The 13,008-nt window shown below is 71.7% G+C and carries 12 protein-coding genes; 8 read left to right on the top strand and 4 right to left on the bottom strand.

The genetic code is table 11. The features are described 5' to 3' along the window. The first annotated feature begins 152 nt into the window (after nt 1–152). Nucleotides 153–707 (top strand): riboflavin biosynthesis intermediates N-glycosidase, encoded by a 555-nt coding sequence (gene ybiA / locus ABT106_RS00460; protein WP_351270118.1) that lies wholly within the window; start codon nt 153–155, stop codon nt 705–707. 578 nt (nt 708–1,285) lie between these two features. After that, the gene (locus ABT106_RS00455; protein WP_351270116.1) at nt 1,286–2,932 is read left to right on the top strand and encodes a TROVE domain-containing protein; all 1,647 of its coding nucleotides are present in this window, start codon (nt 1,286–1,288) and stop codon (nt 2,930–2,932) included. A 47-nt stretch (nt 2,933–2,979) separates the two neighbouring features. Here ABT106_RS00455 and ABT106_RS00450 read toward each other — a convergent pair whose 3' ends face one another. Beyond that, a complete protein-coding gene (locus ABT106_RS00450; protein WP_351270113.1) occupies nt 2,980–3,723 on the bottom strand; it encodes a DUF4190 domain-containing protein in 744 nt (247 codons plus the stop codon). A gap of 110 nt (nt 3,724–3,833) precedes the next feature. Here ABT106_RS00450 and ABT106_RS00445 point away from each other — a divergent pair, with 110 nt between their 5' ends. After that, complete coding sequence (locus ABT106_RS00445; protein ID WP_351270111.1) at nt 3,834–4,859, top strand: adenosine deaminase; 1,026 nt, start codon at nt 3,834–3,836, stop codon at nt 4,857–4,859. 21 nt (nt 4,860–4,880) lie between these two features. After that, entirely contained in the window at nt 4,881–5,570 is a 690-nt protein-coding gene (locus ABT106_RS00440; protein ID WP_351270108.1) for a glycerophosphodiester phosphodiesterase, read from the top strand. Between the two features lie 87 nt (nt 5,571–5,657). On the opposite strand, the gene ABT106_RS00435 is transcribed toward ABT106_RS00440, so the two are convergent. The 3 genes from ABT106_RS00435 to ABT106_RS00425 all read right to left on the bottom strand — a co-directional run bounded on the left by ABT106_RS00435 (nt 5,658) and on the right by ABT106_RS00425 (nt 8,922). Further along, nucleotides 5,658–6,125, bottom strand: coding sequence for a hypothetical protein (locus tag ABT106_RS00435; protein WP_351270105.1), 468 nt, complete (start codon nt 6,123–6,125; stop codon nt 5,658–5,660). Nucleotides 6,126–6,211: 86 nt separating this feature from the next. Then, entirely contained in the window at nt 6,212–7,390 is a 1,179-nt protein-coding gene (locus tag ABT106_RS00430) for an ABC transporter substrate-binding protein (protein ID WP_351270103.1), read from the bottom strand. Nucleotides 7,391–7,482: 92 nt separating this feature from the next. Beyond that, the gene (locus ABT106_RS00425) at nt 7,483–8,922 is read right to left on the bottom strand and encodes a gamma-aminobutyraldehyde dehydrogenase (protein WP_351270100.1); all 1,440 of its coding nucleotides are present in this window, start codon (nt 8,920–8,922) and stop codon (nt 7,483–7,485) included. 169 nt (nt 8,923–9,091) lie between these two features. Between ABT106_RS00425 and ABT106_RS00420 the strand changes: the two genes are divergently transcribed. The 4 genes from ABT106_RS00420 to ABT106_RS00405 all read left to right on the top strand — a co-directional run bounded on the left by ABT106_RS00420 (nt 9,092) and on the right by ABT106_RS00405 (nt 13,006). After that, nucleotides 9,092–9,595, top strand: coding sequence for an Lrp/AsnC family transcriptional regulator (locus ABT106_RS00420; RefSeq protein ID WP_351270098.1), 504 nt, complete (start codon nt 9,092–9,094; stop codon nt 9,593–9,595). After that, complete coding sequence (locus tag ABT106_RS00415; protein WP_267717557.1) at nt 9,580–10,959, top strand: aspartate aminotransferase family protein; 1,380 nt, start codon at nt 9,580–9,582, stop codon at nt 10,957–10,959. The genes ABT106_RS00420 and ABT106_RS00415 overlap by 16 nt, the downstream gene beginning before the upstream one ends. A gap of 194 nt (nt 10,960–11,153) precedes the next feature. Then, entirely contained in the window at nt 11,154–11,951 is a 798-nt protein-coding gene (locus ABT106_RS00410; protein ID WP_351270095.1) for an ABC transporter ATP-binding protein, read from the top strand. Next, entirely contained in the window at nt 11,933–13,006 is a 1,074-nt protein-coding gene (locus ABT106_RS00405; protein ID WP_351270092.1) for a hypothetical protein, read from the top strand. The genes ABT106_RS00410 and ABT106_RS00405 overlap by 19 nt, the downstream gene beginning before the upstream one ends. The last annotated feature ends 2 nt before the right edge of the window (nt 13,007–13,008 follow it).

The following is a 13,008-nucleotide window of genomic DNA, read 5'->3' as shown; positions in this document are numbered from 1 at the left end:
CGAATTGAGTGCCGATCCTGGCAGAGGTGGTGCCCCCGGCCAAGTGATTCCGTTGTTGCCTTTTGATTACGCGACGAAATCGGTCGACCATGTGTCGAGGCACGCCCGAAATCCCGTACGAAGTGTCAGTGGCGACTGTCAGACTCGCGTGCATGGAGATGATCGATGAACTGATCAAGCAGGTCAGCAGCGGTGAACGGGTGAAGTTCCTGCCGTTCTGGGGGCACCGCCCGCGCCCCGACGGGACGCTCGGAGCCAGCTGTCTGAGCCAGTGGTGGCCCTCCGAGTTCACTGTGGGTGACGTCCGGTACGCCACGGCTGAGCACTGGATGATGGCCGGGAAGGCCCGCCTGTTCGAGGACCCGGAAGCGGAACGGGCCGTCCTGGGGGCGCAGACCCCCGCCGAGGCGAAGAAGGCCGGCCGGCTCGTGCGGGGCTTCGACGACGCGACGTGGGAGCGGGAGCGGTTCGCCCTCGTGGTGGAGGGCAGCGTGCACAAGTTCGGCGCCGATCCGGCACTGCGCTCCTACCTCCTGTCCACCGGGAACCGGGTGCTGGTGGAGGCGAGCCCGATGGACCGGATCTGGGGCATCGGGCTGGCGGCCGACGACGACCGCGCCCTGGACCCGGCCCGCTGGCGCGGCCTGAACCTGCTGGGCTTCGCGCTGATGGAGGCGCGGGAGCGGCTGCGGCGGACCGCGGCGTGAGCGTCCGCCGCCGGGTCGCCGCGGTGACCGTCGGGGACGGGGGCGCGATCATGGCGGCGCGGAGGCCGCCGCGGTCCGCGCGGGTCTGAGGGGTACGACGGCGCCCCCGGTCCCCGGCCCGCGTTAATTGCCTGGCGGACGCCGCCGCCCGGCGCCTACCGTGATGCTCGTCCAGGTGCGCAGGCGAGACCTACTTCCACTGCTAATGGGGCGGCCGCGGGTTCGAGTCCCGTCACCGGCTTCGGGCCGGTGTAGCTCAGTCGGTAGAGCACCACGTGGTGTCGCCGCTCTTGATCTCTGGACACCTGTCTCACGCACCTCCCGGTGCGCAGGCTGCGGCTCCTTCCTTCCAAGAAACCAGGCCGCCGCCGCTTCGATCTCGGGAGGCCGCGCGGGGGGATGCCCGGTGCGCAGGCGACGGCTCCTTCGGATCGATCGGTCGCGGGTTCGAGTCCCGCCCGGCTTCGGCCGGTAGCTCAGTCGGCAGAGCAATTGGCAACGCCGTCTCCGACCTTGACCTCGGGCATCCCCGCGTCGCGCCTCCCCCGTACTTCTCTGCTGGATCCGGGGGGATTCACATGGCTCGATTCAACCTGCGCCGGTCCAAGGCGGCTCCCGCCTCCACCGACTCGACCGCACCGACCGCTTCGCCCGCCGCGACCGCCTCGGCCGCTTCGCCCGCCTCGCCCGTCCGCTCCACCGGCCGCCGCGCCCGCACCCACGAGGGCGCTCCCGGCCACGAGCGGGATCCGCGCTCCGAGCTGTTCCTGCTCGCGGTCGCCAACTTCGTGGCGCAGAAGACCTTCTACGAGAGCGGCGAGGAGCGTGACGACCGCTTCGCCGCGCTCGTGCGCCGGCTCGCGGTCGAGGACCCGCAGTGGACCGCGGGCCTGCTGGGCTGGCTCCGCGGTGACGCGAACATGCGGACCGCCTCGCTCGTCGGCGCCGCCGAGTACGTCCGCGCGCGGCTCGACGCGGGCGCCACCGGCGGGCCGTCGAACCGTCAGGTCGTCGACTCCGTCCTGCGGCGCGCGGACGAGCCCGGCGAACTGCTGGCCTACTGGACGTCGGCGTACGGCAGGAACGTGCCCAAGCCCGTCAAGCGCGGCATCGCCGGCGCCGTCCGCCGGCTCTACTCCCCCGCCTCGCTCCTGAAGTACGACACCGCCTCCCGGGGCTACCGCTTCGGCGACGTCCTCAACGTGGTGCACGCCGCGCCCGACCCGGCCAAGCCGTGGCAGGGCGAGCTGTTCCGGCACGCCCTCGACCGGCGCCACCACCCGCAGGACGCACAGGTCCCCGACGGCAGCCGCACCCTCGTCGCCCACCGGGCGCTGATGGAGCTGCCGGTCGCCGAACGGCGCGCCGTGGTCACCGGTCCCGACGGCGCGGACCGGCTCGCCGCGGCCGGCATGACGTGGGAGGCCCTGGCCGGCTGGCTGCAGGGGCCGATGGACGCGGCCGCCTGGGAGGCGGTCATCCCGTCCATGGGCCCGATGGCCCTGCTGCGCAACCTGCGCAACTTCGACGAGGCCGGGGTCTCGGACGCGGTGGCCGCCGGGGTCGCGGAGAGGATCTCCGGGCCGGAGGCCGTCGCCCGCTCCCGGCAGTTCCCCTTCCGCTACCTGGCCGCCTACCGGCACGCCCCCTCGCTGCGCTGGGCCTACCCGCTGGAGCGGGCGCTCGGGCACTCGCTGGCCAACGTCCCGGCCCTGCCCGGCCGGACGCTGGTCCTCGTCGACCGCTCGGGGTCGATGTGGTCCGCGCTGTCGGAGCGCTCCCGGCTCAACCGGGCGGACGCGGCGGCCGTGTTCGGGGCGGCGCTGGCGCTTCGGGCCGCCGAGGCGGACCTGGTGCAGTTCGGCACCTCCAGCCAGGTCGTCGCGTACGCCCGCGGCGAGTCCGTGCTGAAGGTCCTGGAGCGGTTCGGCGACCTCGGCGGCACCAACACGGCGCAGGCCGTGAAGGAGCACTACCGGGGACACGACCGGGTCCTGATCGTCACCGACGAGCAGGCGGTCTCCTACCGGTACGGGGGCGACCCGACGGCCGAGGTGCCGGCCGGGGTGCCGGTGTACACCTGGAACCTGGCCGGCTACCGGGTGGGCCACGCGCCCTCCGGTGCGGACGGCCGGTACACCTTCGGCGGTCTCACCGACGCGGCCTTCCGCATGGTGTCCCTGATCGAGGGCGGCCGGGACGCCGACTGGCCCTGGCTGCCCTGAGGAGCGGCCGCACCGGCGGGGCACCCCCAGGGGCGGCGCCCCGCCGGTCAGACCCGCTCGGAGACCGGGAGGTCCGAGTACGGGCCGTCGTCGCCACCACCGCCGTCCGGTATCCCGGCGAGGACCCCGAAGAACAGCGCCGTGACCACGGCGGCCACGACGATGCCCACCGCGCCCGTGATGACGCCGGCCAGGGCCATCCCGCCGTTGTCCGCCTCGCCCCGGAGGGCCTTGCCGCGGCCCAGGACGCCGAAGACGACGGCGGCGATGCCGAGCGGCAGGCCCACGAAGGCCACGAAGCACCCGAACAGCCCGAGGAGGACGGCCGCGATGCCGAGGACCAGGGCGGTGATGCCGAACCCGTTGCTCGGCGGCCGCCCGTACGGCGACGGCCCGAACGGCGGGTATCCGGCGGAGCCGGAGTGGAACGCGGGGCCGGGGTATCCCGCGTCCCCCGGGTACCCGTAGCCCGGCGCGGCGGGGTGGCCGTATCCGTGCGTCCCCTGGCCGGGCTGCGCGGGATAGCCGTACACGGGCTGCCCGGACGCCCCCGGCCCGGATATCACGGTGTCGGCGGTGGGCGGGGCGTCACCCGGGGTCCCGGCGAGCGTCGGATGGTCATACCCGGACGGCGGCCGCCGCACACCCGGCTCACCCGGCTCACCCGTCACCCCCGGCGCGCCTGCCGGACCGGCCGCTCCCGCGGGCGGGTCCTGCGTCTTGCCCAGGTCGACCGCCGGCCGCTCGGGCGGCGCCCACGGGCCCCTCGGATCCTGGCTGTTCCCGGTCATACGGCACCCCCCTCTCGTGCATCCATGCTATGCGCTGCCACCGACAGTCACCGGGCTGCCTACGATGAACGCCGAACTGCCCGCACCCGCGTCCCACCGGAGGCACCCTCATGACCGACCTGCACCCCTTCATCGCGGGGCTGCCCAAGGCGGAACTCCACGTCCACCACGTCGGCTCGGCATCCCCGCGCATCGTGGCGGAGCTCGCGTCCCGGCACCCCGACTCGAAGGTCCCCACCGACCCCGAGGCCCTCGCCGACTACTTCACGTTCACCGACTTCGCGCACTTCATCGAGGTGTACCTGTCGGTCGTCGACCTGGTCCGCACCCCCGACGACGTACGGACCCTCACCTTCGAGGTCGCCCGTGACATGGCCCGGCAGAACATCCGCTACGCCGAGCTGACCATCACCCCGTACTCCTCCACGCGCCGCGGCATCGAGGAGAAGGCGTTCATGGAGGCCATCGAGGACGCCCGCAGGGCGGCCGAGACCGAGCTCGGCGTCATCCTGCGCTGGTGCTTCGACATCCCCGGCGAAGCCGGCCTGGAGGCCGCAGCCGAGACCACCCGCCTCGCCGTCGACCTGCGCCCCGAGGGCCTGGTCTCCTTCGGCCTCGGCGGCCCCGAGATCGGCGTCCCGCGCCCGCAGTTCAAGCCGTACTTCGACCGGGCGCGCGCCGCCGGCCTGCACAGCGTCCCGCACGCCGGCGAGACCACCGGCCCGGAGACCGTCTGGGACGCCATCCGCGAACTGGGCGCCGAGCGCATCGGGCACGGCACCAGCGCCGCCCGGGACCCGGAGCTCCTCGCCTACCTCGCCGAGCACCGGATCGCGCTGGAGGTCTGCCCGACGTCCAACATCGCCACCCGCGCCGTGACCGACCTCGACCTCCACCCGGTCAAGGAGATGGTCGCGGCGGGCGTGCTCGTCACCATCAACAGCGACGACCCGCCGATGTTCGGGTCCGACCTCAATAACGAGTACGCGGTGGCCGCCCGCCTCCTCGGCCTCGACGAGCGCGGTCTCGCGCGGCTCGCGAAGAACGCCGTCGAGGTCTCCTTCCTGGACCCGGCCGGGAAGGCGAGGCTCACCGCGGAGATCGACACGTACACCGACGGGTGGCTCGCGCCCTGAAGTCCCCCTGAGAATGGGGCCATGCGCACCCTGACTGCCGTCGGCCACCGCGGCGATCCCTACCGTGTCCGTGAGAACACCCTTCCGTCGATCCGCTCCGCCTTCGCCCGCGGGGCGGACGCGGTCGAGATCGACGTACGGCTGACCCGCGACGGGGTGCCGGTCCTGCTCCACGACGAGACGCTCCAGCGGCTGTGGGGCCACGACGTGCGGCTCGACGCCGTCACGGCCCCGCAGCTCAAGGAGCTGGCGGGGGGCGGGATCCCGACCCTGCGCGAGGCGCTGATGGCGGCGGGCGCGGGCCGGGTGATGATCGACCTGCCCGGCGCGTCCACGGCGGCGGTGCGCACCGTCGTGGACCTGGTCCGCGCGTGCGGGGCGCGGGACCGGACGTACTACTGCGCGGGGCCCCGCAGCATGCTGGCGGTCCGCGCCGCCGATCCGGGCGCGGAGATCGCGCTGACCTGGACCACGCTGTCGCCGCCGCGGCGGGTGCTGACGGACGCGGTGCGCCCGCGCTGGCTCAACTACCGCTTCGGGCTGGTGAGCCGGGAGCTGTGCGACGCGCTCCACCGGGACGGGCTGCTCGTCTCGGCCTGGACGGCGGACACGAAGCGGACGATGCGCTCCCTCGTCGCCGCCGGGGTGGACTCGGTGACCACGAACCGGCTGGACGCGCTGGCGGAGGTGCGCGCCGGGTTCGGCCGGTGAAGCGCCGGCCCGTCGGGCGCCCGCTGCCCGCGGGTCCCCGGTGGCCCTCGGCATCGTGGTGACGGCGTTCGCCGGGCAACCGCCGCGTCAGGTGGCCGGTACGGCTTCCAGCCGCCTGATCGTGCGGCGCAGGACCAGCAGCGGGATCACCCCGAAGACGCCGAAGGAGATGTCGATGAGCGACCACCCGAAGGGGATCCCGCGGATCGGGCCGCAGATCAGGGCCAGCGGGACGACTCCGGCACAGGCGATCATGCCGGCTTCGACGATCCAGATGTTGCGGACGGGGTCGCGGTAGACCCCGTAGAAGAAGACGGCGATGACGAGGTGGGCGAAGGCGAGCCAGTCGTTGCCGTAGAGCAGGAAGGGGTACTCGGCGTCGGCCCGGTCCAGTCCGTCGCCCACCCTTCGCAGCCACGCGTTGTCCACCAGGGAGTTGCCGAGGCGGACCTCGCTGACCAGGGGGAACGCGGTGAGCCCGCTGATGACGAGGCAGACGAGGAACAGGACCAGCCAGGCACGGATACGCCGTTGAAGGGCGCTTCTCTCGCTCATGGAAGGAACCCTACCCACTTTTCTGAACACGTTCAGCACAATCTCTGAACATGTTCAGTTCTTCTCGGCGCGGGCCCGCTCCCCCGTCAGAGCCCGACGATCGCGTTCCAGCGCTTGGCGAGGGACCGGCGCTCGACGGAGGAGATGTCCCGGGCGACGACGAGGCGCCCCCGCATCTCGTCGTCGGGGAAGATCAGCGGGTTCTCGGCCAGTGCGGCGGTCTCCTCGTCGTCCGAGGCGGCCAGGACCTCGCGGGCGGCCGGGACCGGGCAGACGTAGTTGACGGAGGCGGCCAGCTCCGCGGCCACCTCCGGGGAGTAGTAGTAGTCGATCAGGGCCTCGGCGTTCGCCTTGTGCCGGGCCAGGTTGGGGACGAGCAGGCTCTCCGCCCACAGTTCGGCCCCCTCCTCGGGGACCACGAACTCGATGTCGGGGTTGTCGGCCTGGAGCTGGATGGCGTCGCCGGAGTAGGCCTGGCAGGCGAGCACGTCGCCCTTGCTGAGGTCGGAGGTGTAGTCGTTGCCGGTGAAGCGGCGGATGTGCCTCTTCTTGACCATGCTCTCGACCTGGTCGCACATCCGGTGGAAGTCGGTCTCGGTCCAGGCGGTGACGTCCACCCCGTTGCCCTGCATCAGCAGGGCGAAGGACTCGTCGAGGCCGGAGAAGAGGGTGACCTTCCCCGCCAGGTCGGGCCGCCACAGATCCTTGACGGACTTGATCTCCCGGCCCAGGGCCTTGCGGTTGTAGGCGATGCCGGTGATCCCCGACTGCCAGGGGACCGTGTGCAGCCGGCCGTCGTCGAAGGCGGGGGAACGCAGCTGCGGGTCGAGGTGCCGGGCCACGTTGGGCTGGGCCGAGCGGTCCATCTTCTGGGCCCAGCCCAGGTGAACGAAGCGGGCGGCCATCCAGTCGCTGACCACGACCAGGTCGTGGCCGGTCTCCTGGCGGTTCATGAGGGCCGGGCTGATCTTGCCGAAGAACTCGTCGTTGTCGTTGATCTCCTCGGTGTACCGGACCTCGATGCCGGACCGCTCCGAGAAGGTCTCCAGGGTCGGACGGCGCGTCTCGTCCTCTTCGTCGGTGTCGATGTAGAGCGGCCAGTTGGAGAAGGACACGCTCTGGTCCGGCTCGGACCGGTCGGGACCCTGCCGCCGGCCCTCGGGAACGTAGGCGGCGGGCACACCGCAGCCGGCGACCGCGGCCAGCAGACCCGTGGCACCGAGGCCGCGCAGCGCCGCGCGGCGGGAGAAGGCGAGTTCAGGCATGGGCACAGCCTCGGGGAACGCGAGGGGGCGGACAATAGACATGGTGTCTACTGCCCGCCCCATCAACGCTGTGCTGTGACCGATGCGGCCGCTCAGGCGTCGAGCGAGGTCATCACGTGCTTGATGCGCGTGTAGTCCTCGAAGCCGTAGGCGGAGAGGTCCTTGCCGTAGCCGGACTTCTTGAAGCCGCCGTGCGGCATCTCGGCGACGAGCGGGATGTGGGTGTTGATCCACACGCAGCCGAAGTCGAGGTTCTTGGACATCCGCATCGCACGGCCGTGGTCCTTGGTCCACACGGAGGAGGCGAGGGCGAACTCGACGCCGTTCGCGTACTCCACGGCCTGCGCCTCGTCGGTGAAGGACTGGACGGTGATGACGGGGCCGAAGACCTCGTGCTGGATGATCTCGTCGTCCTGCTTGAGGCCGGAGACCACGGTCGGGGCGTAGAAGTAGCCCTTCTCGCCGACCTGGTGGCCGCCCGCCTCGACCTTGGCGTGCGCGGGGAGGCGCTCGATGAAGCCCGCGACCTGCTTCAGCTGGTTCGGGTTGTTCAGCGCGCCGTACAGCACGTCCTCGTCGTCCGGCAGGCCCGTCTTGGTGTCGGCGGCGGCCTTGGCCAGCGCGGTCACGAACTCGTCGTGGATCGACTCGTGCACGAGCACGCGACAGGCGGCCGTACAGTCCTGGCCCGCGTTGAAGTAGCCCGCGACCGCGATGTCCTCGACGGCCTTGGCGAGGTCGGCGTCCGCGAAGACCACCGCGGGGGCCTTGCCGCCCAGCTCCAGGTGGACGCGCTTGACGTCTTTGGAGGCGCTCTCGGCGACCTGCATGCCCGCGCGCACGGAACCGGTGATGGAGGCCATCGCCGGGGTGCGGTGCTCCACCATGGCCCGGCCGGTCTCGCGGTCGCCGCAGACGACGTTGAACACGCCCTTGGGCAGCACCGAGTCGATGATCTCCGCCATCAGGACGGTGGAGGCGGGGGTGGTGTCCGAGGGCTTGAGGACCACGGTGTTGCCCGCGGCGATGGCCGGGGCGAACTTCCACACGGCCATCATCATCGGGTAGTTCCACGGCGCGACCTGGGCGCAGACGCCGACCGGCTCGCGGCGGACGATCGAGGTCATCCCCTCCATGTACTCGCCGGCCGAGCGGCCCTCGAGCAGGCGGGCGGCGCCGGCGAAGAAGCGGATCTGGTCCACCATCGGCGGCAGCTCCTCGCTGGCCGTGAGGCCCAGCGGCTTGCCGGTGTTCTCCGATTCGGCGGCGACGAGCTCGTCGGCGCGCGCCTCGAAGGCGTCCGCGATCTTCAGCAGCGCCTTCTGCCGCTCCGACGGGGTGGTGTCGCGCCAGCCCGGGAAGGCGGCCGCGGCGGCGGCCATGGCCGCGTCGACGTCGGCCTGGCCCGAGAGCGGGGCGGTGGCGTACGCCTCGCCGGTGGCGGGGTTGACCACCTCGGTGGTCCGGCCGTCGGCGGCGTCCTTGAACTCCCCGCCGATGTAGTTGCGCAGACGACGCAGTTCGGTGGTCACTACAGCCACACTCCTGATCACATGTCCAACGATTGAGACGAATCCCAAGCCTAGCTCTTCGGCGGAGGCTTTCGACAGGCCCGTAGGCCACGAACTACGAAATCGGTGAGATCCGAGTCGTCAAACAACGGATTTCATCGATTCCGTCTTGCGGAACAGACGACTCCTCGTGCAGAGTGAGGTCGTGGTCAGTCGAAGCGCAGATTCCAGGAACAGACAACCGTCCCCTTCGGTCGATGCTGTGTCCCTGGCGATCATCGAGCAACTGCAGGAGGACGGGCGCCGTCCCTACGCAGCGATCGGCAAGGCCGTCGGCCTGTCGGAAGCGGCTGTGCGCCAGCGCGTGCAGAAGCTGCTCGACCAGGGCGTCATGCAGATCGTCGCCGTCACCGACCCGCTCACCGTGGGGCTCAGGCGCCAGGCGATGGTCGGGATCAACGTCGAGGGAGACCTCGACCCCGTGGCCGACGCCCTGGCGGCGATGGCCGAGTGCGAGTACGTGGTGATGACCGCGGGATCGTTCGACCTGATGGTGGAGATCGTCTGCGAGGACGACGACCACCTGCTCGAGACGATCAACAAGAAGATCCGCGCGCTCCCCGGCGTGCGATCAACCGAAAGCTTCGTTTACCTGAAGCTGAAGAAGCAGACCTACATGTGGGGAACCCGATAACCGTGAGCCAGGACCTCTCCAAGACCGCGTACGACCACCTGTGGATGCACTTCACCCGCATGTCGTCCTACGAGAACGCACCCGTCCCCACCATCGTCCGCGGTGAGGGCACGTACATCTGGGACGACAAGGGCAAGCGCTACCTCGACGGTCTCGCCGGACTGTTCGTGGTCAACGCCGGTCACGGCCGCAAGGAACTGGCCGAGGTCGCCTACAAGCAGGCCCAGGAACTCGCGTTCTTCCCCATCTGGTCGTACGCGCACCCCAAGGCCGTGGAGCTCGCCGAGCGCCTCGCCCACTACGCCCCGGGCGACCTGAACAAGGTCTTCTTCACCACCGGTGGCGGCGAGGCCGTCGAGACCGCGTGGAAGCTCGCGAAGCAGTACTTCAAGCTTCAGGGCAAGCACACCAAGTACAAGGTCATCTCGCGTGCGGTCGCCTACCACGGCACCCCGCAGGGCGCCCTGTCCATCACGGGCCTCCCGGCCCTGAAGGCCCCCTTCGAGCCGCTGGTCCCCGGCGCGCACAAGGTGGTCAACACCAACATCTACCGCGCCCCGATCTACGGCGACGACCCCGAGGCCTACGGCCGCTGGTGCGCCGACCAGATCGAGCAGGAGATCCTCTTCGAGGGCGCCGACACCGTCGCGGCCGTCTTCCTGGAGCCGGTGCAGAACGCCGGCGGCTGCTTCCCGCCGCCGCCCGGGTACTTCCAGCGGGTCCGCGAGATCTGCGACGAGTACGACGTGCTGCTCGTCTCCGACGAGACGATCTGCGCCTTCGGCCGCCTCGGCACCATGTTCGCCTGCGACAAGTTCGACTACGTCCCGGACATGATCACCTGTGCCAAGGGCATGACGTCGGGCTACTCCCCGATCGGCGCCTGCATCATCTCGGACCGCCTCGCGGAGCCGTTCTACAAGGGTGACAACACCTTCCTGCACGGCTACACCTTCGGCGGCCACCCGGTCTCCTCGGCGGTCGCGCTGGCCAACCTCGACATCTTCGACAAGGAGGGCCTCAACCAGCACGTGCTGGACAACGAGGACGCCTTCTTCTCGACGCTGAAGAAGCTGCACGACCTGCCGATCGTCGGCGACGTCCGCGGCAACGGCTACTTCTACGGCATCGAGCTCGTCAAGGACAAGAGCACCAAGGAGTCCTTCACGGACGAGGAGACGGAGCGCGTGCTCTACGGCTTCCTCTCCAAGGCGCTCTTCGAGAACGGCCTGTACTGCCGGGCCGACGACCGCGGCGACCCGGTCATCCAGCTGGCCCCGCCGCTGATCGCGGACCAGGGCACCTTCGACGAGATCGAAGGCATCCTGCGCTCGGTGCTCACCGAAGCCTGGACCAAGCTCTAAAACGTCCGGCCACACGGCCCGGATCCCTCCGTTCGAGTGAGAACGAAGGGGTCCGGGCCGTGTGCTGTCCGCCGACAAGACGTTCATCTCTTTACATCTCTTTACGGCGCCAGTGACCGATCGGCCTCCGGCTTCGTTCCCCCGTCCGGGGGAGCCGGGCTGGTCCAGTCCCGATCCGCAGTCGAACCGAAGAGGTGTACGCCATGGTGGCCCCACCGGACAACGATGTGCTCTGGGCACGCTCCCTGCACTACTCCCACAGCGGCTCCCCCGGCCTCATCGGCGTCTCCGTCGGAGTCCGCCAGGGCGAGATCCTGGCCGTCACCGGCCCCCGCGGCAGCGGCAAGACCACGCTGCTGCGCTGCCTCTCCGGGCAGCTGGCTCCCGAGCAGGGCGAGGTCTGGTTCAACAGCCTCCCCGTGCACACCCTGGGCGAGCCGGCCCGCGAGCGGATGCGCCGCGACCGGTTCGGCTGGATCGGGCCCGAGCCCGCGCTGCTGCCCGAGCTGAAGGTGTGGGAGAACGCGGCTCTGCCGCTGCTCCTCACCGGCGCCTCCCACCGCACCGCGAAACACGCCGCCTGCGCCTGGCTGGAGCGCCTCGACATCGGCGCCTTCGCCGGCAAGCGGCCCTCCGCCCTGACCCGGGCCGAGTGCCAGCGCGTCGCCCTGGCCCGGGCGCTGGTCGGCGAGCCCGCGGTGCTGTTCGCCGACGAGCCGACCGCCCCGCTGCACCGCGCCGAGCGGACCCTGCTGCTCCGTACGCTGACCACCGCCGCCCGGTCCCACGAGATCACCGTGGTGCTCGCCACCCATGACGAGGAGACCGCGGCCGCCGCCGACCGCCGCCTCGCCCTCCTCGACGGCCGGTCCGCCGAGACCGCCGAGGCAGCCGACGCCGCCGCCCAGGTGACCGAGGCCGCCCCCGACTCCCCCGGCTCCCCCGCCGCCGACACCACGGAGGACCAGGCCGCGTGCTCGCTCTCCGCCTAGCCCGTGGCTCCCGGCCGCTCGTCCAGCTGCGCCGGCTGCTCGTCGCCGCCGCCGCGGCCGGCACCGGGTTCCTGCTGCTGTACGTGCTCGCCGAAGCCCTGGAACGGCCCGCCGGATCGTTCCCCCGGCTGCTGTGGGCCCTGGTCCCGCTGGCCGCCACCGTCCAGTTCGCCGTGGCCGTGGCCCGTACCGACCCGGCGACCCGCCCCCGGGAGGGACTGGACGCCGCCGGGCTGGGGCCCGTACGGCTCACCCTGGTCGCGGCGATCTCCACCGCCGTCTCGTGCACCCTGGGCAGCGCGCTCGCCCTGGCCGTCTTCCTCCACCTGCGCGGGGACCTGGCCGGGCTGCCCTTCGACGGCGCCGGGGCCCGGCTGCTCCACGCCGACCGGCCGCTGCCCGTCGCCGCGGCCCTGACCCTGCTGGCCCTGGTACCGCTGGCCGCGTCGGCCGCGACCGCCGTCCTGCTGCGCCCGCGCACCCCGCTGGCCCCGCAGACCGGGCTGCCCTGGGGCATCACCCTCACCGCCTGCGGGCTCGCCACCCAGGCGTACGCCGGCCGCGGCGGACCCGGCATGCTGGCCGGCTGGTCACTGACCGCGATCGGGCTCGCCCTCGCGGGGCCCGGTCTGGCCTACGCCTGCGGCACGCTGGTGCAGGCCGTACGCCCCGGCGCGCTGCGGCTGCTCGCCGGCCGGGCGCTCCAGGAGGAGGCCCCCCGGCTGGGGCCGCCACTGGGCGTGCTGTGCGCGGTCGGCGCGGGCGCCCTGACCGCGCTGGCGCTGCGCGACCGGGGCGGGCTGCTCGTGCCGCTCGGCCCGCTGACCGGGCCGGCCGCGGTTCTGGTCGTGCTGTGCGCCGCCGCGACCCTTCTCACATCGGCGGTGGAGGCACGCCGGTCCAGGGGCCCCGGCCGCGAGGCCCTGCTCGCCCTCGGCGCTCCGGCCAAGGTCCTCCGTACGGCGGCGAGTTTGCGGGCCACGGCCCTCGTCGCGGTCTGCCTGCCGCTCAGCTGGGGTGTGGCGCAGCTGACGTCGATGGCATTGACCCGCTGACG

The organism is Streptomyces sp. NPDC002044, assembly GCF_040296725.1.
Taxonomy (GTDB): Bacteria; Actinomycetota; Actinomycetes; order Streptomycetales; family Streptomycetaceae; genus Streptomyces; species Streptomyces antarcticus.
Note: the sequence above shows the minus strand (reverse complement) of the source record. Positions and strands in the feature narration are given on the sequence as shown.